This is a genomic window from Mycobacterium sp. PDNC021 (assembly GCF_048282635.1).
GTDB classification, from domain to species: domain Bacteria; phylum Actinomycetota; class Actinomycetes; order Mycobacteriales; family Mycobacteriaceae; genus Mycobacterium; species Mycobacterium llatzerense.
Genome location: NZ_CP182502.1, coordinates 3,277,415 through 3,296,542, shown reverse-complemented (window position 1 = coordinate 3,296,542; position 19,128 = coordinate 3,277,415). Strand labels below are relative to the sequence as shown.

22 protein-coding genes are annotated in these 19,128 nt (G+C 67.9%); 13 read left to right on the top strand and 9 right to left on the bottom strand.

Annotation, left to right across the window (positions count from 1 at the left end; translation table 11 throughout):
* Positions 1–23 precede the first annotated feature (23 nt).
* The gene (locus ACNO8X_RS15580) at positions 24–413 is read left to right on the top strand and encodes a nitroreductase family deazaflavin-dependent oxidoreductase (protein WP_133760605.1); all 390 of its coding nucleotides are present in this window, start codon (positions 24–26) and stop codon (positions 411–413) included.
* Between the two features lie 3 nt (positions 414–416).
* On the opposite strand, the gene ACNO8X_RS15575 is transcribed toward ACNO8X_RS15580, so the two are convergent.
* Entirely contained in the window at positions 417–1,433 is a 1,017-nt protein-coding gene (locus tag ACNO8X_RS15575) for an ATP-binding cassette domain-containing protein (RefSeq protein ID WP_260938525.1), read from the bottom strand.
* A gap of 3 nt (positions 1,434–1,436) precedes the next feature.
* Positions 1,437–2,486, bottom strand: a complete 1,050-nt coding sequence (locus ACNO8X_RS15570; protein ID WP_418001724.1) for an ABC transporter permease — start codon at positions 2,484–2,486, stop codon at positions 1,437–1,439.
* 86 nt (positions 2,487–2,572) lie between these two features.
* Here ACNO8X_RS15570 and ACNO8X_RS15565 point away from each other — a divergent pair, with 86 nt between their 5' ends.
* The 7 genes from ACNO8X_RS15565 to ACNO8X_RS15535 all read left to right on the top strand — a co-directional run bounded on the left by ACNO8X_RS15565 (position 2,573) and on the right by ACNO8X_RS15535 (position 7,042).
* Positions 2,573–2,905, top strand: coding sequence for a TfoX/Sxy family protein (locus tag ACNO8X_RS15565; protein WP_418001723.1), 333 nt, complete (start codon positions 2,573–2,575; stop codon positions 2,903–2,905).
* An 88-nt stretch (positions 2,906–2,993) separates the two neighbouring features.
* Complete coding sequence (locus ACNO8X_RS15560; RefSeq protein ID WP_418001722.1) at positions 2,994–4,226, top strand: NAD(P)/FAD-dependent oxidoreductase; 1,233 nt, start codon at positions 2,994–2,996, stop codon at positions 4,224–4,226.
* A 114-nt stretch (positions 4,227–4,340) separates the two neighbouring features.
* Positions 4,341–4,787, top strand: a complete 447-nt coding sequence (locus ACNO8X_RS15555) for an ester cyclase (protein ID WP_418001721.1) — start codon at positions 4,341–4,343, stop codon at positions 4,785–4,787.
* 140 nt (positions 4,788–4,927) lie between these two features.
* Positions 4,928–5,473 carry an RNA polymerase sigma factor gene (locus ACNO8X_RS15550; RefSeq protein WP_418001720.1) on the top strand — a complete coding sequence of 182 codons (546 nt, stop codon included), beginning with the start codon at positions 4,928–4,930 and terminating at the stop codon, positions 5,471–5,473.
* Positions 5,470–6,084 carry a methylated-DNA--[protein]-cysteine S-methyltransferase gene (locus ACNO8X_RS15545; protein ID WP_418001719.1) on the top strand — a complete coding sequence of 205 codons (615 nt, stop codon included), beginning with the start codon at positions 5,470–5,472 and terminating at the stop codon, positions 6,082–6,084. Before ACNO8X_RS15550 ends, ACNO8X_RS15545 begins: the two co-directional genes overlap by 4 nt.
* On the top strand, positions 6,081–6,791 hold the full coding sequence (locus tag ACNO8X_RS15540) for a 2OG-Fe(II) oxygenase (RefSeq protein ID WP_418001718.1): 711 nt from the start codon (positions 6,081–6,083) through the stop codon (positions 6,789–6,791). The genes ACNO8X_RS15545 and ACNO8X_RS15540 overlap by 4 nt, the downstream gene beginning before the upstream one ends.
* The gene (locus tag ACNO8X_RS15535) at positions 6,788–7,042 is read left to right on the top strand and encodes an Ada metal-binding domain-containing protein (protein ID WP_418001717.1); all 255 of its coding nucleotides are present in this window, start codon (positions 6,788–6,790) and stop codon (positions 7,040–7,042) included. Before ACNO8X_RS15540 ends, ACNO8X_RS15535 begins: the two co-directional genes overlap by 4 nt.
* Positions 7,043–7,054: 12 nt before the next feature.
* Here the strand turns inward: ACNO8X_RS15535 and ACNO8X_RS15530 are convergent, their stop codons facing one another.
* Positions 7,055–8,539, bottom strand: coding sequence for an acetyl-CoA acetyltransferase (locus ACNO8X_RS15530; RefSeq protein WP_418001716.1), 1,485 nt, complete (start codon positions 8,537–8,539; stop codon positions 7,055–7,057).
* Entirely contained in the window at positions 8,529–9,995 is a 1,467-nt protein-coding gene (locus ACNO8X_RS15525) for an aldehyde dehydrogenase (protein ID WP_418001715.1), read from the bottom strand. The genes ACNO8X_RS15530 and ACNO8X_RS15525 overlap by 11 nt, the downstream gene beginning before the upstream one ends.
* A 120-nt stretch (positions 9,996–10,115) precedes the next feature.
* Between ACNO8X_RS15525 and ACNO8X_RS15520 the strand changes: the two genes are divergently transcribed.
* Together ACNO8X_RS15520 and ACNO8X_RS15515 are read left to right on the top strand one after the other, a co-directional pair.
* Entirely contained in the window at positions 10,116–10,874 is a 759-nt protein-coding gene (locus ACNO8X_RS15520; protein WP_418001714.1) for a CPBP family intramembrane glutamic endopeptidase, read from the top strand.
* Between the two features lie 109 nt (positions 10,875–10,983).
* Positions 10,984–11,256 carry a GlsB/YeaQ/YmgE family stress response membrane protein gene (locus ACNO8X_RS15515; RefSeq protein WP_051955195.1) on the top strand — a complete coding sequence of 91 codons (273 nt, stop codon included), beginning with the start codon at positions 10,984–10,986 and terminating at the stop codon, positions 11,254–11,256.
* Between the two features lie 63 nt (positions 11,257–11,319).
* Here the strand turns inward: ACNO8X_RS15515 and ACNO8X_RS15510 are convergent, their stop codons facing one another.
* The 4 genes from ACNO8X_RS15510 to modA form a co-directional block, all read right to left on the bottom strand.
* Positions 11,320–12,330 (bottom strand): APA family fibronectin-binding glycoprotein, encoded by a 1,011-nt coding sequence (locus ACNO8X_RS15510; RefSeq protein ID WP_418001713.1) that lies wholly within the window; start codon positions 12,328–12,330, stop codon positions 11,320–11,322.
* Positions 12,331–12,497: 167 nt separating this feature from the next.
* On the bottom strand, positions 12,498–13,586 hold the full coding sequence (locus tag ACNO8X_RS15505; protein WP_418001712.1) for a sulfate/molybdate ABC transporter ATP-binding protein: 1,089 nt from the start codon (positions 13,584–13,586) through the stop codon (positions 12,498–12,500).
* Positions 13,583–14,386 carry an ABC transporter permease gene (locus ACNO8X_RS15500; RefSeq protein ID WP_043985675.1) on the bottom strand — a complete coding sequence of 268 codons (804 nt, stop codon included), beginning with the start codon at positions 14,384–14,386 and terminating at the stop codon, positions 13,583–13,585. The genes ACNO8X_RS15505 and ACNO8X_RS15500 overlap by 4 nt, the downstream gene beginning before the upstream one ends.
* On the bottom strand, positions 14,383–15,156 hold the full coding sequence (gene modA, locus ACNO8X_RS15495; protein WP_418001711.1) for a molybdate ABC transporter substrate-binding protein: 774 nt from the start codon (positions 15,154–15,156) through the stop codon (positions 14,383–14,385). Before modA ends, ACNO8X_RS15500 begins: the two co-directional genes overlap by 4 nt.
* 109 nt (positions 15,157–15,265) lie before the next feature.
* Between modA and ACNO8X_RS15490 the strand changes: the two genes are divergently transcribed.
* The 3 genes from ACNO8X_RS15490 (at position 15,266) to ACNO8X_RS15480 (ending at position 18,459) form a co-directional block, all read left to right on the top strand.
* The gene (locus ACNO8X_RS15490; protein ID WP_043400960.1) at positions 15,266–15,937 is read left to right on the top strand and encodes an SDR family oxidoreductase; all 672 of its coding nucleotides are present in this window, start codon (positions 15,266–15,268) and stop codon (positions 15,935–15,937) included.
* An 88-nt stretch (positions 15,938–16,025) separates the two neighbouring features.
* Entirely contained in the window at positions 16,026–16,955 is a 930-nt protein-coding gene (locus ACNO8X_RS15485; RefSeq protein ID WP_418001710.1) for an LLM class F420-dependent oxidoreductase, read from the top strand.
* 97 nt (positions 16,956–17,052) lie between these two features.
* Complete coding sequence (locus ACNO8X_RS15480; protein ID WP_418001709.1) at positions 17,053–18,459, top strand: NAD(P)/FAD-dependent oxidoreductase; 1,407 nt, start codon at positions 17,053–17,055, stop codon at positions 18,457–18,459.
* Positions 18,460–18,465: 6 nt separating this feature from the next.
* Here ACNO8X_RS15480 and ACNO8X_RS15475 read toward each other — a convergent pair whose 3' ends face one another.
* The gene (locus tag ACNO8X_RS15475; protein ID WP_418001708.1) at positions 18,466–19,125 is read right to left on the bottom strand and encodes an urease accessory protein UreD; all 660 of its coding nucleotides are present in this window, start codon (positions 19,123–19,125) and stop codon (positions 18,466–18,468) included.
* Positions 19,126–19,128: the final 3 nt, after the last annotated feature.

Genomic DNA, 19,128 nt, shown 5'->3' with positions numbered 1-19,128 from the left:
GTCTGCAGGCGTTAGATAGGGAGATGCCCAACCTCAACGAAATCAAGCGGCGCGTGGTCCACACCGTCCAGCGCCGCCTCGTCAATCCGGTGGGCCGGCAACTGCCGGTGACCATGCTGGAGACCATCGGGCGCAAGTCCGGCGAACCTCGCCACACCGCGATCGGCGGCCGAGTCATCGACGGCGCCTTCTGGCTGGTGTCCGAGCACGGCGACCACGCCGATTTCGTCCGCAACATCAAGGCGAATCCCGCTGTGCGCGTACGTATCAACGGGGAATGGCGCTCCGGCACGGCCCACCTGGTCCCCGATGACGACCCCGCCGCCCGGCTGCGGCAACTCCCCCAGCTGAACAGCGCCGTGGTGAGGGTGATGGGCACCGACCTGTTATCGGTGCGCGTCGACCTGGCTTGATTCTCAGGCGATGTCGGCCGACGGTGGCTCGTCGGCCAGGTGGATCGCGCGGTGCTCGATGAGTTCGTGGATCCGATCTGGGCCGAGTCGGGCCCGGAAATCCTTCACCGTGTAGCCGACGACGACCCCGTCGGTGAGAGCGCGGACCGTCGCCGTGCGCGGAATCCCGAACAGCGGCCCGATCTCGCCGAAGTATTCGCCCGGTCCGGCGGTGAACAGCAGCATCGTCTCACCGTCGGGCATCTCGCGGGTGATCTCGAACCGGCCCTCCTTGACCACGTAGATCAGGTCCCCGATGGTGGTCTGCTCGAACACCAGGTCGCCCGCGTCGAGCTCGAAGACCTCGGGCTCCCGCTCGGTGCCGGCGACGGTCGGGACGAGTTCGACCACCCGGTCCGCCAGCGGCAGCATGCGGCTGTCATGGGTGGCGACCACCACCACGCGGTCATCGGCCAACTCCCGGATGAGCCGCAGCACCTCCTCGACCTGGATGAAGTCCAGGTGCGCCGTCGGCTCGTCGGCCAGGATCAGCGGCGGATCCAGAGCGATGGCGCGCGCCACCGCGACGCGCTGCTGCTGTCCTCCCGACATGTCACCGGGGCGGTGCGTCATCCGGTGTGACAGACCTACTCGGTCGAGCAGTTCCGCGGCGCGCTGCCGCGATGCGCTGCGGCTCATGCCCGCGGCTCGCATCGGAACCATGACGTTCTCCGCGGCGGTCAGGCTGGGCACCAGGTTGAACGCCTGGAACACGATGCCGACGGTGTTGCGGCGGTAGTCGGTCAGCGCCTTGGGTCCGAGTGTGGTCACGTCGATACCGTCGAACAGGATTTGGCCCGACGTGGGCTTGAGGATCCCACCCATGCACGACAGCAACGTCGTCTTCCCACAACCGCTGGGCCCCAACAGGATCGCGAGCGATCCCGCCGACAGCTCCAGCTCGAAATTGTCGATAGGCCTGACCTTGTCGGCGGACTTGCCGTATTCCACCACCAGGTCACGAATCTGTAAGCCGCTCATGATCTATGGCCCCCCGAATGCCATCGCTGGATCTATCGTCACCGCTCTACGCATGCCCGCCAGACTGGCGATGAGCCCAATGGTGATGGCCACCACCGGCAGCAACAGGTAGGCCCCGGCCGGTACGTCGACCCGCATCGGGAACATCGGTCCGAGCCCCATCGCCAGCAGCACGCCGATCGCCGCGGAGAACACGGCGACGAATACGGCCTGCATCGCCAGCCCGGCCATCATCGATTTCGTCTTCACCCCAACGGCTTTGAACACCGCGAAATCGCGGGTGCGTTCCATCGCGGACATGTAGATGAACATGCCGATGATCGTCGCGGCCACCACCCACAGCAGCACAGCCATGATGCTGATGGCGTCCACCGCGACCTTCAGCGGCCGCATCATGTCATCTATGGCGCCGTGCCGGTCCACCAGCCGGTAGCCGTCGAGCGCTTTGGTCGGGTTACCCCGGATACCGACCGACGCGATGACGGGCTGCCCGCCGTACACCAGGCGCTGCGCACCGAGCGTCGTCAGGAACAGGTTGGGCTGCTGCGCCAGCACCGTCGAGTTGTTGACGATCCCCACGACCTGCAGGTTGTGCGAGGCGATGTGCATCTGGTCGCCGATCTTGCGACCCAGCGTCGACGACACCGCGATCTCGTCCGGCGTGGCGGGCGGGCGGCCCTGTGACATCGCCGGCATACCTGGCCCGGCGGTGGGTGCGCCGAACAGATTCATGGTGCGCGGCGTCCCGTTGTCGAGCGCCGTGGTACCTGCGTAGACGACTGCGGCGGCCGCCTGTACGCCCGGAAGCTTCTGTGCGCGTTCAACTTCGGTCTGCGCGAACGGCGACGAGCCCAGGAACGGCCCGGCTGCCCCGTTCTGGATCATGAAGTAGTCGATGCCCAGGGAGTTGACGGTATTGCCGGCCTCCACGCGGAACCCGTTGGCCAGCCCGGTGAGCACCAGGGTCATCGCGAACACGAAGGAAGTGCCGACGACCGCGATGAGAAATCGGCGGCGCCGCCACTGCAGGTCCCGCAACGCCGCGATCAGCACCCGAGAAATCTAACGTGTTCGCTGACCGCGCAACGGCAAGATAGCCAAAGCCGACCGTGCCCGTTGAATGGTGCGACACTGGCCCTATGGCCTATGACGAGGATCTGGCCAACCGGATCCGTGAGCTGCTCGGCCCGGTCGGCGGCATCGAGGAAAAGCGGATGTTCGGCGGGCTGGCTTTCCTGGTGAACGGCAACATGTCGGTCGCAGCCAGTCGCGACAGTGGGCTGCTGGTTCGCGTTGCGCCCGACGACACTGACAAGTTGCTGGAACGCCAGCACGTCAGCCCGATGGTGATGGGCGGCCGAGAGATGCGCGGTTGGCTGCGGGTCGCGCCCGACGGCTGGAAAACCAAGCGGCAGCTGCAGAGCTGGGTCGATCGCGGTGTCGGGTACGCGGGGACGCTGCCGCCCAAATAGCGTTTGCGCACCGCGAGGCTGGGTATGCGTGGAGTAGGACGCGGCCACACGCCGCGGCTGCTCGACTGCCGTCGAAAGGAACCCCGACATGGCCAGCTCACCCACATTCGTGATCATCGGCGGCGGACTGGCTGGCGCCAAAGCCGCGGAAGCCCTGCGCAGCAAGGACTTCGGGGGCCAGGTCGTGTTGTTCTGCGCCGAGGACCGATTGCCCTACGAACGCCCGCCGCTGTCCAAGGAATTCTTGGCCGGCAAGAAGACCATCGAGGAATTCACGGTGCAGCCCAAAAGCTGGTACGCCGAACACGACGTCGATCTGCGCCTGGGTACCGAGATCACCACGCTCGATCGCACGGCACACATGGTGGCCTTCAATTCGGGTGACCACGAGCATTACGACAAGTTGTTGCTGGCCACCGGATCCCACGCTCGCAAACCACCGATTCCCGGCTCCGACGCCGACGGCGTGTACTACTTGCGCACCGTCGACGACGCCACCGAGTTGTTGGCTCAACTCGGTGACGGCCGACGGCTGGCGATCGTCGGGGCCGGCTGGATCGGGCTCGAGGTCGCCGCCAGCGCCCGTGGGCTGGGCACCGACGTCACGGTGGTGGAATCTGCCGCGCTGCCGCTGCTGGCCTCCCTGGGCCGGGAAGCCGCAGAGGTGTTCGTCGGCCTGCACCGCGACCACAGCGTCGATCTGCGGCTGGGCATCACGGTCGACGAGATCACCACCGCCGATCACAAGGCGACGGGGCTGCGGCTCGGCGACGGATCCACCGTCGAGGCCGACGCGGTTCTGGTCGCGGTCGGTGCCATGCCGAACATCGAAGTCGCCGAACGGTCCGGGCTGGTGATTGCCCACAGCGGTATCGCGGTCGACGAGTCACTCAAGAGCAGCGACGACGACATCTACGCGGTGGGCGACATCGCGGCCGCCGAACATCCGTTGTTCGGCGTCCCGATCCGCACCGAGCACTGGGCCAACGCGCTCAAGCAGCCCGCGGTCGCCGCGGCCGGAATGCTCGGCACGCCGGGCACTTACGACGAGTTGCCGTACTTCTTCACCGATCAGTTCGACCTCGGCATGGAGTACGTCGGCTACGCGCCGCAGTACGAGTTGGCCGTCACCCGCGGCGATCTCGGGAAGCGCGAATTCACGATGTTCTGGCTGGACGGTGGGCATCGCGTGTTGGCCGGCATGAACGTCAACATCTGGGAAGGACTCGACGACATCAAGCAGCTCATCCGGTCCCGGCGGCCGGTCGATGCCGAGGCGCTGTCCGATACGTCGGTTTCGTTGTCCACGCTGGCCGGATAACGCGCGTCACGAATAGGGGTCGGCAACGATCTCACATTCGACCGCTCCCGTCCGTCTGCGTTCTGGGTGCCCTGAACCGGGGCCTCACAGAAAACGACGGAGGGATGACGAACCATGTCGATCGAGGAGAACAAGGCTGTCGTGGGTCGGTGGTTCACCGAGTTCTGGGGCCCGGATTTCAACCCCAGTGTCATCGATGAGCTTGCCGCACCGGACATTCGATTCGAGTACTCGCTGCACGCTCCGTGCCGAGGCCGCGATCAGGTGCGTGCGTTCGCCACCACGTTCCGTACCGCGTTCCCGGACTTGGCATTTGGCGGGACCGCCGATCTGATCGCCGAAGGCGACTATGTGGTGGGTCAGTGGATCGGCGGAGGCACGCACACCGGGCCGGCGTTCGACGACATGCCCATCGGCGCGCTACCCGCCGGCAGCGGCAAGACGATGCGGTTCACCGGCACCAGCATCCTGAAGGTCGTCGACGGCCTGATCGTCGAAGAGGTCGGCCTCGATGACGGTGTCACCGTGTTGCAGCAGCTCGGCCTGATTCAGCCTGCCTAGCGGTTTCAGCACTCGCGACGTCATCGAGCGTGCGGTCAGGTCGAGAGAACTTTCGGATCTGCGCTCTGACCGCACGCTCGTGCTGAAAGTCCAGTCGCTTGGCACCTACCATCGGTGATCAATCAGGGTCGACCTCACAAATGCCGGCGACGGAGCGTCTACAGAGTGTGAAAGCCAAACCACCATTCGAGACCGTGGTCCGAAACCACGGACCCACGGTCTTTCGGGTCTGTTGCGCCATCGTGGGCGCGCACGACGCCGACGACGCCTGGTCGGAGACGTTCTTGGCCGCGCTGAAGGCCTATCCCGACCTGTCATCGGACGCGAATCTGGAAGCCTGGCTGGTCACCATCGCCCATCACAAGGCCATCGACATCACCAGGGTGCGTACGCGCCAACCGATCCCTACCGACGAGGTCCCTGAGCGACCGAGTCCGCGCGACACCCGCGACTTCGATGACCTGGCCGTCGCGGTCGACCAGCTTCCCCACAAGCAGAAGCACGCCGTGGCCTACCACTACCTGGCCGGTCTGCCCTACAACGAGGTCGCCGAGATTCTCGGTGGCACCGCCGCGGCCGCACGCCGCGCCGCCAGTGACGGCATCGCGACACTACGACGCACCTACCTCGGCGGACTCGTCGTAGTCACCGCGCCGCAGAAAAGCGCAGGAAGGAGCCAGAAATGAACAACGGCAGAACCATCGCCGGCGACCTGGCGCGCATCACCGAACCCGGGCCCGACCGACTGGCCGACCTGCACAACCGGCTGGCCGCCGCGGCAGGGCGGGACGGAGTCCTCGACGTCGCCTACCGCACCGTCGACAGCCCCGTCGGACAGCTGTTGCTGGCGGCCACCGACCAGGGCCTGATCCGCGTCGCCTACGCCCGCGAAGACCACGACGCCGTGCTGCAGCAGCTCGCCGACAAGGTGAGCCCCCGCATCCTGCTGGCACCGGCACGGCTCGACGCCGTTGCCCGCGAACTCGACGAGTACTTCGGCCGGGCCCGACGTACCTTCGACGTACCGCTGGATTGGCGGCTCGCCGCTGGGTTCCGCGCCGCGGTGCTGCACCACCTGCCCGAGATCGGCTACGGCCAGACTGCCAGCTACGCCGCCGTCGCCGCGCTGGCCGGTAGCCCAAAAGCGGTGCGGGCAGTGGGCACCGCTTGCGCGAAAAATCCACTCCCCGTGGTGGTTCCGTGCCACCGGGTGGTCCGTAGCGACGGCGCGATGGGCGGCTACCTCGGCGGCCCGGAGGCCAAACGCCTCCTACTGAACCTCGAGGCCGCGGCATGAACGCTTGGCAGGAACGGGTGGACGCCACGGATTGGGCTGCCGTCCGAACCGAGCTCGAGACCGTCGGTGGTGCGTTGACCGGACCGCTCGTCACGCCGGCCGAGGCCGCCGAGCTGGCTACGATCTACCCCGATGCGACGCGCTTCCGCTCGACCATCGACATGGCCCGCTACCGGTTCGGCGAAGGCCAGTACCGCTACTTCCACCGGCCGTACCCCGAGATCGTCACCGCGCTCAAATACGCGCTCTATCCGCGGCTGCTGCCCATCGCCCGGGACTGGTGGACCAGACTGCGTCGCGATCCGCCCTGGCCCGACAGTTTCGATGACTGGCTCGATACCTGCCACCGAGCAGGGCAGACCAGAACCACTGCATTGCTGCTGAAGTACGGCGCCGGTGGCTGGTGCGCCCTGCACCAGGACCTGTACGGGGACTTGGTCTTTCCGCTCCAGGTCGTCATCAATCTGACGCGGCCCGAGGTCGATTACACCGGTGGGGAATTCCTGCTCTACGAGCAGCGGCCGCGCGCCCAGTCTCGTGGCTCGGCCATCTCCATCCCGTTCGGGCATGGGCTGGTGATCACCACCCGCGAGCGACCGGTACCGTCCAAACGCGGGTGGGCCGTCGGCCCGGTCCGTCATGGCGTGTCCACGCTGCGTTCCGGGTCCCGCATGACCCTCGGCCTGATCTTCCACGACGCCGCATGACCAGCTACACGCTGACCGACGCCAGTGGCCGGCCCTACGACAGCGCGACACCGGGGCGCGTGGGTGGGCATCGGCGCAATAAGCTCTACGGCCGCCTCGACTGCTCCTCAGCGCTACGGGCCATCGCCGCCGGCGGCTACGTCACCCAGAGAGTCTTCTTCGCCGACGAAAATGTCGCCGTCGCAGCGGGATACCGTCCCTGCGCGGTGTGCCTACCCCAGGACTACCGGCGGTGGAAGGCAGCGCGATGAGACGCGGGCGCTTCACTCGAGCCCGGCGGTGCCGTCCGGCTTGACGGTGACCTTGGCACCCGCGAGATCCTCGCGGGTGCTGGCCGCGGCCTGCGACGGATCGGTGATCACGGCGAGCGCCCGGCCACCGCTGGGCGTGCGGACGGCGACGAAGATCTTCTCGGGAGCGCCCTCGCGGGTCACCGGCGTCGTCCACGTCTCGACGGTCCCGGTGCCCGACCAGTCGGCCTCGGCAGTGACGGTCGGCTCTGCATCGACCTCGGATTGCACGTCTTCCCAACGGAATTCATGTGTCGGCGGCCGCGTGCCGTAGACACCGAAGCTGTGTTTGGTCAGGTATCCACCGTTGGCCGTGATCAGGCCCACCTGGCCGGGATTGGCAGCCAACCGTTCGGCCATGGTGGCGATCGAATGAGAGACGTAGTTGTTCCACGGCCCGCCGGCGAACGTCAGGCCTCCGGTCACGGTCAGCGGCCGCGCCGGATCATCCAGGGCCAGCCCCAATTCCCGCGCAGCCACCTGCACTGCCGAAGGAAAACAGGAGTACACGTCGACCGCGTCGATGTCGTCGACGCCGAGGCCGGTGAGCTCCAGCACCCGACGGCCCGCAATCCGGATGGATGGCGACCCGGAAAAGCTGCCCCGCTCGCCCAGCACGTACGGATCATGGGCATCGGTACCCGCATACGGGAAAACCCAACGGTCCCTGGGAATCTGCAGCTCGTCCGCTTTGCCCACCGAAGTGAGGATCAGCGCCGCGCCCTGGTCGACCATGTTGTTGGAGTTCATCAGCTTGGTGTACGGCCAGCTGATCATCCGGTTGTCCGGACCCGGCTGCCAGATCTGATCGGCAGGCACGGCATCTTGGCTCCAGGCATGCGAATTACCCTGTGCCACTTGGCTGAACCGCGACCACAACTCGCCGATCCGTTGCCGGTGCTCCTCTGGCGTCTCCCCCGCGGCGATCCGCAGAGCCTGCTCGAACATCGGGTACACGTGCGACGGCGCCACCAGACCGATGCGCAGCTCGGCCGGCCCCACCATGTCCACGTCGGGGTCGCTGGGCGCCATCGGCACTGACTCGTCCTGCTGCGTGCCGGCCAGACGCTCACCGCGCGCCTTCAAACGCGTTCGGGTGCGCCAGGTTTCGCCGCCGGCGATCAACACCACATCGTTGCGGCCCTGCTGGATGTCCAGGCAGGCCTGGTTGACCAACGATTGGGGCACATTGCCGCCGACCGGGGTGTACCGGGTGACGGCATCGGGTGCGCCGATCCGCTGCGCCAGCAGCAGACCCGGGTCCCGGTACCGCAGCGAGAACACGTTGACGATGCGCACCGCGTCAACCGCCTCGAGGACGCGGGCATCGGCCGCCTCCCGCGCCGCGGCTTCCATCAAGTCGACCGGCTCGCCACCCGGGTTCTCGTCGTACTGGTTCACCTGGCCGTAGCCGACCAGCACCGGGGTTCGCAGATCAAGGGGCGGCCTAAAGGACACTGAGGGATTCCTCTCCGGAAGCGGGTCCGACGCGGTAGATCGATTTGATGCTCTGGTAGGCGGCCAGCCCCTCGGGCCCGAGTTCGCGGCCCAGGCCACTGGCTTTCACCCCACCAAACGGCGCTGCCATGTCCAATTGGTAGTCGTTGACGCCGACCGTCCCGCTGCGGATGGCGCGGGCGATGTCGGTGGCGCGTTCGGCATCGGCCGACCACACCGTCCCGCCCAGGCCGTACTCGCTGTCGTTGGCGAGCGCGACGGCCTGCTGCTCGGTCTCATACGGAATCACCGCGAGGACCGGGCCGAAGATCTCCTCCTGCGCGAGGCGGGAGGCATTGTCCACGTCGACGAACACTGTCGGCGAGACGAACCAGCCGTCGGGTTGATCGGCCGGAATACCGCCGCCGGCAACGATTTTGGCGCCGTCCGCCTTTCCGGCCTCGATGTAGCCGAGCACCCGGTCGCGCTGACGGGCGCTGACCAGCGGGCCGACATCCGTCGACTTCTCCAGCGGGTCACCGACATTCAGCCCGGACGCCAGCTCGGCCAGTGCGTCGACCATCTCGTCATACCGGGACCGCGGTACCAGAATCCGCGAATTCAGGTGGCACGTCTGGCCGTTGTTGACGAACGCCGCCGACTTCAGCCCGTTGATCGTCGCGTCCAGATCAGCGTCCTCGAGAACGACGGCAGCCGACTTACCGCCCAGTTCCAGGGTGACCGGGCGCAGGAGGCGCCCGCAGGCCTCGGCGATCAGCCGTCCGACGGCGGTCGATCCGGTGAAGGACACCTTGTCGACGCCGGGATGGGAGACCAGACGCGTTCCGGTGTCGGGCCCGCCCGCGATGACATTCAGCACGCCGGCCGGTAGGCCCGCCGCCTGCGCAGCCTCGGCGAACACCAAGGCATCCAGCGCCGTCTCGGGTGAGGCCTTGAGCACCACGGGGCAGCCGGCTGCCAGCGCCGGCGCCAACTTGAACGCCGCCAGCGCCTGCGGGTAGTTCCACGGCACGATCGCCCCGACCACGCCCACCGGTTCGCGGCGCACGATGGTGTGTCCGATGGCCGCCGGACGAATCTCTTCCGCCGGGTTCCCGGTGATCAGGCCGGCGTAGTACTGCAGCAGCGCGGCGGGGAAGCGGCCGTTCGCGCCGCGGGACAACCGGATCGGCATGCCGTTCTCGCGCGTGCACAGTTCATTGGTCGCGACCGAACGGGCCAGCAGCTCGTCCGCCAGCCGGTTCAGCACGGCAGCGCGCTCGGTTGGCGGCGTCGCACCCCAGCCCGCCAGCGCCGCTCCCGCCGCCGCGACGGCCGCGTCGACCTCGTCCGGGCCTGCCGCGGCGCCCATACCGAGCAGCGTCCCGGTCGCGGCTTCCAGCACCGGGGTCGAAGCCGTGGCCGGGCGGAACTGCCCGCCGACGAAAATCCTTGCGCTGTCATCGATCACGGACATCCGGGCACTCCTTCGGTGGTGACGGCGGACCCGGTGAGCGGCTCCACAACCACACGTTAGCGGGTCGCCGCCAACCAGCGTGACCTGGCCCTTTACCCTCTATCGGTACACTCGCCACAGATGATCGACGCCTCGGCAGCCGCCGCTGCACCATGCCTACCGACCGGCTCAGCAGCCGTGCGGCATCCGCGCGTCTACATCGACGTGGCCGTGGTGGTGGCCGTCCTGGTCGCGACCAACTTGCTGGCCCACTTCACCACCCCCTGGGCGAACATCGTCGTCGTGCCGCTCGCGGCGCTCGGACTGGTGGCCCTGGTGCGCAAACGGGGTCTCGGCTGGACCGAGCTCGGACTCGGCCGCGCACACTGGCGGACGGGCATGCGCTACGCGCTCGGCGCGATCCTGCTCGTCGGATCGGTGATCGCCGCAGGTGTGCTCCTGCCCTGGACCCGGCCGATGTTCCTGAACAACCACTACGCGACCATTTCCGGCGCGTTGCTGGCCTCGATGATCGTGATCCCACTGCAGACCGTCATTCCCGAGGAGCTCGCGTTCCGCGGCGTACTACACGGCACGCTCGACCGCGCCTGGGGCTTCCGCGGCGTCGCCGCCGCCGGTTCGCTGCTGTTCGGGCTCTGGCACATCGCGACTTCACTGGGCCTGACCAGCAACAACGTCGGATTCACCCGGGTGCTCGGCGGCGGGGTGGTCGGCATGGTCGCCGGCGTGGCGATGGCAGTCGTCGCCACGGCTGCCGCGGGATTCGTCTTCACCTGGCTGCGACGCCGGTCCGGCAGCCTGCTCGCCCCGATCGCCCTGCACTGGTCGCTGAACGGCATGGGCGCGCTCGCCGCCGCCGCGGTCTGGCACTTCAGCTAGGACCACACCCCTAACCGTCACCAGATCGCTGCGGTTCAGACCTCGTTGTGGCTCGTTGCGCCGGGCTAGCCTCGAGATGTATTTGTCAATGTCACGAAAGGTCATGGCAATGATGCATATCGTCTGGTTGCTACTTCTCGGCCTCATCGTCGGAGCCATCGCCCGGTTCGTCGTGCCCGGGAAAGACGACATGGGCTGGATTCTCACGTGCGTGCTTGGCGTCGCCGGTGGTTACGTCGGCGGCACGTTGAGCAGCATCGTCTACGCGCCGCACAAGCTCGATTTCCGTCCGCCCATCGCCCATTCGTTCTGGGGTGCCCTGGTCGGCGCGGTGATCTTGGTGTTGATCTACCGCTTCGTGAAGTCGAAGAGTTCGACCTAGCGCTCGCGCAGAAATGAATTGAGGACCGTGCCCAACCGGGCACGGTCCTCAATTTTTCGGCTGCTACCCCGCGGGGGCCATCTCGGGCGGGGCATTCGTCACCGGCACCGGCACGCCGACCATCGGGTGGGCCGGATCAGCGGGCTTCGGCGGGGCATTCGGGTCGGCCGGCGGAGGCGGCGGCGGGTTCCACGGGCGGATCGACTGGGCCAGCGTCACCGCGGCGGCCTTGTCCACCGGGTGGTTGCCCGAACCCAGCCACACGACGAACCACCGCTGCGGGTTGCGCTGGCTGCGGATGGTGGCGTCCGGCGGCGGGTTGCCGACGACGCCCGCCCAGATCTGGCCGTTCGGCTTACCGGTGTCGGTGAACTTCACCTCGTAGAACGAGGCCGCACCCGGCAGGTTCCCTGCGGTCAGCGCGGTGGTCTCCTGGCCGACGCGGGTACCCGGGAACGGCATGAAGAACTCACCCATGTCCGAGGCCAACCGGTTGGCGGCCTTGCCGTTGTCGGACTCGGCGCCGGCGAACAGCTTCAGGTCCAGCCGGCCCAGCAGGACGCTGGTGTCGCTCGGAGCCTGCTCCGCGCCTGCGGCCGGAACCCGGGTCAGCAGCGCCTGACCGTACGACAGCTGCGTTGCATCGGCGATCTTCCAGCCCTGCGGCACGACGTAACTGAAGCCACCGGCGTCGTTGTTGACGCGGCCGGGCTCAAGCGCGGGCGCCGGGGCGCCGGCCGGAGTGGCTCCAGGGGCGGCGGGCGCTGCCGGGGCGCCGGGCGCGGCAGGAGCGGGCGGCGGTGGCGGTGCACCGGGGTCGCCCGCGGGTGCGGCCGGGTCGGGTGCGGGGGGCGGCGGGGCCCACGGCGGCGGAGCGGCATCGACCGGCGGTGCCGGCTCGGGAGCAGGTGCCGGAGCGGGCGCCGGGGCGGGCGCGGGAGGCGGCGGCACCGGATCGGCGTAGGAGATCGCGCTCGGCAGGGCGATGGCCGCGGCCGCCGCACCTGCCACAGCAGCAGTCAGGGATTTCGGAAGTCGTTTGCGGGCAGTTGTCCGCGCATCCGGGTGTCGCATGGGGACGAAAATACAGTGTTACCGGCGTGACGCAAGTGCGAGTTGCGGCTATTTCTCTCCCGGGTTCGTTAGCTCGTATGCGGTATCTCGACAGAACACGGCGATATCGCTCGGTTGCTGGGGCATCGGAGTCCCGCGGCCAGGCCCGGGACAGACCGGGCGTGCCGTCACACCGGCCGAATCGCCACGTCGCGCGGGTGGACGCTGAAGTACACCTGCTCCCCCGGGATCAGCCGTAGACCGGCTGCCGTTTCGGCACTGATGTCGGCCGCGAGGCCCCCACCGCCGTCGTCGGTCGCCTCGGCCCGCACCCGGATGACGGGTCCCCGGTGATCCAGTTCCGCGACGCCGACCGCGACGACGTTGACGTCCCCCACGGGCATCCCCCGGCCTACCGACACCGCGGCCGGAGCGAATACGGCGATGGCCGGATCACCGGGTGTGACGTCCGGCCCGCAGGTACCGCGCCAGGTCTGTCCCGCGGCCAGCACCGAACAGCCGTCGGTGCCGGCGCGCCCGCTGACCAGATTCACGCCCGCGAAGCGCGCCCCGAACACCGTCCGCGGCGCGGTCAGCACGTCCGCGACGGTGCCCGATTCGACGATGCGCCCACTCTCGATGACCACCACCCGGTCGGCCAGGGTGACAACGTCGAGCAGATCGTGGCTGACCAACACCGAACTCCGACCGCCCGCACTCAGCACGCCGCGCAGCAGCCGGCGCATCGCCGAGGCGGCCGCGACGTCGAGTCCGGACAGTGGCTCATCCAGCAGCAAAACGTCGGGTTCGGCCGCCAGCGCGCGAGCCAGCGCAACCCGCTGCGCCTGACCACCCGACAGCTGCCCCGGCCGGCGATCAGCCAGATCGGCGGCGCCGACCTCGCTCAGCCAGCGCTCCGCCGTCCGCCGCGCTTCGGTGCGCAGGCCCCGACGAGGGTGGTGCCGGGCGCGCGGTCCGAACGCCACGTTGCCCGCGACCGTCAGGTGCGGGAACAGCGCCGGGTCCTGCAGCAGCAGTCCAACCCGCCGGTTGTGCACCGCGATGTGCAGGCCCGTCGCGCCGTCGGTGAGCCGGTGTTCTCCCACCCGCACGGTGCCCGCGTCCGGCCGCAGCAGGCCGGCGATCACGTGCAGCACACTGGACTTGCCCGCGCCGTTGGGCCCGATGACGGCCACCACCTCACCGGCCGCGACGTCGAACTCCACGTCGACGCCGCGGGCGTCGACCACCGCGTGTACCGAGAGCCCGCCCGTCACTGCCGGCTCTCCGCCTCGAACGGCCCGCGACCGAACCGGGCGCCACCCATCCCGAGCACCACGACGGCCGCGACAACGACCAGCACCAGCGACAACGCCACCGCCGCATCTGCGTCAGCCTCGCGCTGCAGATAGATCTCCAGCGGCAGCGTCCGCGTCACCCCCTCGCGGGAACCGGCGAACGTCAGCGTCGCGCCGAACTCCCCCAGCGAGCGCGCGAACGCCAACACCGAGCCCGACACCAGGCCGGGCGCCAGCATCGGCAACGTGACCCGGCGCCACACCGTGGTCGGGCGGGCACCCAACGTGGCTGCGACCGCCTCGTACTGCGACCCGGCCGTGCGGGCCGCGCCTTCCAGGGCGATCACCAGGAACGGCAGCGAGACGAACGTCTGCGCCAGTACGACGGCCGTCGTCGAGAACGCGATGTGCACACCCGCCGCATCCAGGTACCTGCCGATCAAGCCCAGCCGCCCGAAGGCATACAGCAGCGCGATACCGCCGACGACCGGCGGCAGGACCAGCGGCAACAGGATCAGCGGACGGGTCCAGCGCACCACCCGGGAGCCGCTGCGGGCCAGGACCAGGGCCATCGGCACACCCAGCACCACACAGAGCACAGTGCTGGCGGCCGCGGTCTTGAGGCTGAGAACCAACGCGGTCACCGACGACTCGCTGCTGATCAGGTCGAGGAACCGCGACCAGTCGACCTTCGCCGCGACCGCGATCAGCGGCAGTACGACGAACAGCGCTCCCAGTGCCGCCGGGACATAGATCCAGCGCGGCAGTCCGGGGTTCAAGGTTTCGCGAATCCGAACTTCGCCAGGGTCTGACGCCCCACGTCACCCGTGACCAGTTCGACGAACCGCTGCGCGGCCGCCGTGTCCGCCGAGGACTTCAACACCGCGATCGGGTAGATGTTCACCGCCGACGCCGCCTGCGGGAAGTCGACCTTGGCGACCTTGGCACCGGCCGCCTGCGCGTCGGTCTGATAGACAACGCCGGCGTCGGCCTGGCCGCTGGTGACCTTGTTCAGCACGTCGGTGACCGAGGTTTCCTCGCTGACGGGCTTCAGCTCCACGCCGGCGATCTTTTCAACCTTGCGCGTGGCCGAGCCGCACGGCACCTGGGCGGCACACACGACGACGTTCAGTCCGGGCCGGGCCAGATCACCGAAGTTGTTGAGCTGCTTCGGGTTACCGGGCGCCGTCACGATGACGAGCGTGTTGGAGGCGAAGTTCACCGGCGTGGCGGTGAGCAGCCCGGCCTTGGCTGCCTTGGTCATGTTGTTGGCGTCGGCCGAGGCGAACACGTCGGCCTTCGCGCCCTGCGTCAGCTGCTCGACCAGCGAGGACGAGCCCGCGAAGTTGAACTGGACGTCTGCCCCGGGGTTGTCCTTCTTGTACTGGTCGGCGATGGCGGTGAACGCGCCCTTCAGAGACGCCGCTGCGTACACGTTGACCACGGGACCCGACTTCTTGGAGCCCGAATCACACGCGGCGACGGTGCTCACTGCGCCGAGCAGGGTCAATACCGCCAGAACACGCATCAACTTGCGCATGAGCCACATTCGCAAAACCCTAGGGCCGTTTCCCCCGCGTGGCGAGTTTCGCCAGCTAGCTACTGTCCAGTAACATGGCGTCAACCGCGTTCAGCGTTGCACACGAGGAGGCCCTGTCATGGACGTTCTGGTCACCGGAGGCGATACCGACCTCGGCCGCGTCATCGCCCAAGGATTCCGCGACGCCGGACACAACGTCGTCATCGCCGGCGCCCGCCGTGACGAGCTCGAAGTGGCCGCCAAGGAACTCGAAGTCGATTCGATCGTCCTGGACAACACCGACGGCGCCGCCCTCGAGCAGATGCGCGACAAGCTGCCGCAGCACCTCGACACCATCGTGAACGTCCCGGCCCCGGTCTGGTCCGCGGGCGACCCGCGCACCTACACGCTGGCCGAACGCGCCACCGTGTGGCGCAACACCCTCGATTCCTCGCTGCTGTCGGCGGTGTTGACCGTCCAGATCCTCGGCGACCAGATGCGTTCGGGCGGTGCCATCGTCACCGTCGTGCCGGAATGCCCCAAGGAGGGCACCGCCGACGCCGCCATCAAGGCCGCCGTGTCGAGCTGGACCGCCGGCCAGGCCGAGCACTTCGGCATCCGCGGCATCACGATCAACGTCGTCGCCGCCGGCCGCGGCTCCGAATCGGGCTATGACGGCATCGATGCCGGCGACGCGACCGTCGGCTCCGAGCTGACCAAGCTCGCGCTGTTCCTCACCACGCCGGCCGCCCGGCACATCACCGGCGAGACGCTGCACGTGAGCGCCGGGGCCCTGGCCACCTTCGCCTGACCCAACCGGTTTTATTCCCGTTTCGTCCGGGCTTCGCGCCCGGCGAAAACCGGGACGCAACAGCCTGGTTGGTGGCTAGGGTCGAATCGTGACGATTCGACTCGGTCTCCAGATCCCCAATTTCTCCTACGGCACCGGTGTCGGTGAGCTGTTCCCGACCGTCATCGCCCAGGCCCAGGAAGCCGAGGCCGCAGGCTTCGACTCCGTCTTCGTGATGGACCACTTCTATCAGCTGCCCATGCTGGGCTCCCCCGACCAGCCGATGCTGGAGGCCTACACCGCTCTCGGTGGCCTGGCCACCGCCACGCAGACGGTGCAGCTGGGCACCATGGTCACCGGCAACACGTATCGCAACCCGACGCTGCTGGCCAAGGAGATCACGACGCTCGACGTGATGAGTCAGGGCCGCGCGATCCTCGGCATGGGTACCGGCTGGTTCGAACTCGAGCACGACCAGCTCGGCTACGAGTTCGGCACCTTCACCGACCGCTTCAACCGGCTCGATGAGTCGCTGCAAATCGTGCTGCCGATGCTCAAGGGTGAGCGGCCGACCTTCAGCGGCAAGTACTACCGCACCGTCGAGGCCATGGCCAATCCCCGGTTCCGCGACCACATCCCGCTGCTGATCGGCGGCAGCGGCGAGAAGAAGACCATTCCCCTTGCCGCGCAGCACTTCGACCACCTCAACGTCATCGCCGGCTTCGACGAGTTGTCGCGCAAGGTGGCGGTGGTCCGGGAAGCCTGCGAGAAGATCGACCGCGACCCGGCCACGCTCGAAACCAGCATGTTGGTCACCGCGTTCGTCGATGACAAGGCGACGTCGGACCTGATCCCCGCCGAGATGGGTCAGCGCATGGTGGCGGGCAGCGCCGAGAGTGTCGCCGAACAGCTGAAGACCAAGGTCTTCGACGCCGGGATCGGCGGTGTCATCGTCAACATTCCGACCAGCGTGACCGGATATGTGCCGGGCGTCATCACCGCACTCGGAGCAGCCCTGAATTCGGCTATCGACGCCTGACCCGCCGCCGGTGGGGCATCTCACTGCATTGATCGATTCAGCTGCGACTAGCCTGTGGGTGTAAACAGTCGTGTAGTAGGTCGAGGAGCCCCTCAACATGGTCCACCCCGGAGCTACGGCAACGGATCGCCACAAGGTCGTCATCATCGGTTCCGGCTTCGGCGGGCTGACCAGCGCCAAAGCCCTCAAGCACGCTGATGTCGACGTCAAACTGATCGCCCGTACCACCCACCACCTGTTCCAGCCGCTGCTGTACCAGGTGGCCACGGGCATCATCTCCGAAGGTGAGATCGCCCCGCCCACGCGGCTGATCCTGCGCAAGCAGAAGAACGCGCAGGTGTTGCTCGGCGATGTGACGCACATCGATCTGGTGAACCAGACCGTCGACTCGATCCTGCTGGGGCACACGTACAGCACGCCGTACGACAGCCTGATCATCGCCGCGGGCGCCGGGCAGTCCTACTTCGGCAATGACCACTTCGCCGAGTGGGCGCCGGGCATGAAGACCATCGACGACGCGCTGGAGCTGCGCGGCCGAATCCTGGGTGCGTTCGAGCAGGCCGAGCGGTCCAGCGATCCGGAACGACGCAAGAAGCTGCTGACCTTCGTGGTCGTCGGCGCCGGCCCGACCGGCGTGGAGATGGCCGGCCAGATTCAGGAACTGTCCGACCAGACGCTCAAGGGCAGCTTCCGGCACATCGACCCGACCGAGGCCAAGGTCATCCTGCTCGACGCCGCCCCGGCGGTACTGCCGCCCATGGGCGAGAAGCTGGGTCTGAAGGCCAAGAACCGGCTCGAGAACATGGGCGTGGAGATTCAGCTCAACGCCATGGTCACCGACGTCGACCGCAACGGCCTGACCGTCAAGGACAAGGACGGCACCATCCGGCGCATCGAGTCGGCCTGCAAGGTGTGGTCCGCCGGTGTGCAGGCCAGCCCGCTCGGCCGCGATCTGGTCAACCAGTCCGACACCGAGATCGACCGCGCCGGCCGCGTCAAGGTGAACCCGGATCTGTCGATCCCCGGCCACCCCAACGTTTTCGTCGTCGGCGACATGGCCTTCGTCGACGGCGTACCGGGTATGGCACAGGGCGCGATCCAGGGCGGCAACCATGTCGCCGCGATCCTCAAGAACGAGGCCAAGGCCCGCGCGCACGGCACCAAACCCAAGCCGCGCGAACCGTTCTCGTACTTCGACAAGGGCTCGATGGCCACTGTCTCGAAATGGAACGCCGTCGCCCAGATCCCGCTCGGCGGGAAGTCCAAGCTCGAATTCGGCGGCTTCATCGCGTGGCTGGCCTGGCTCGGGCTGCACCTGATCTACCTGGTGGGCTTCAAGACCAAGATCGCCACGCTGCTGTCCTGGACGGTGACGTTCATGAGCCGCCAGCGCGGTCAGCTGACCATCACCGAACAGCAGGCCTACGCCCGCACCAGGATCGGGGAACTCGAGGAGATCGTCCAGGCCACGGTCGACCCGGAGACCGTCGCGTCGGCGTCCTGATCCGGGCTAAAGGCGCGGGCCCTGCCAGGCCGACAGACAACCACCGTCGGCCAGGGCCATGACCACCTGATCTCGGCGTGATTCGTATCGCTCGGCGCTACGAATCACGCCGAAATCGCTTTCGGGGTAAAGAAATTCGCTGACATAGGCGCGTGGCGCGGCGATCTCGTCGTCGCTGACCGCACCGGCACCGAGTTCGACGCGGTGTCGCACCACGGGCAGCGCATCACGGTCGACATACAGTGAGCCCTCCCAGAAGCCGTGCTGCTCGCCGGACCGTCCGACCTGCACCCGCTCGCGCAGCCGCACCCGGCCCTCGTCGGCGATCTGCAACCGCGTCGTCGCCTGATGGCTGCTGCCGCCCGCGATGACCGTCGGCTCCGGATCGAGATCGAGTTCCCCGGCGACCTCGAGATCCCAGCTCGAGCGTGACTGCGTCGTCGTCGCACCGGGCAGCACCATCATCGCGGCGACGCTGCGCACCTGTAGCCGGGCACCGGCCTCCACGATCACGCGCACATCGATGGTGTCACCGCCCAACGGCGTTGCGGCGGTGGACACCAGGTGGACGGTGTCGGGGGCGGTGCGGCGCGCGGCCATGCCGCCGACGCACTCGATGCGCGGGCCGCGGCCGGGGACCGCGACGATCAGAACCTGGGTGTGCATGGC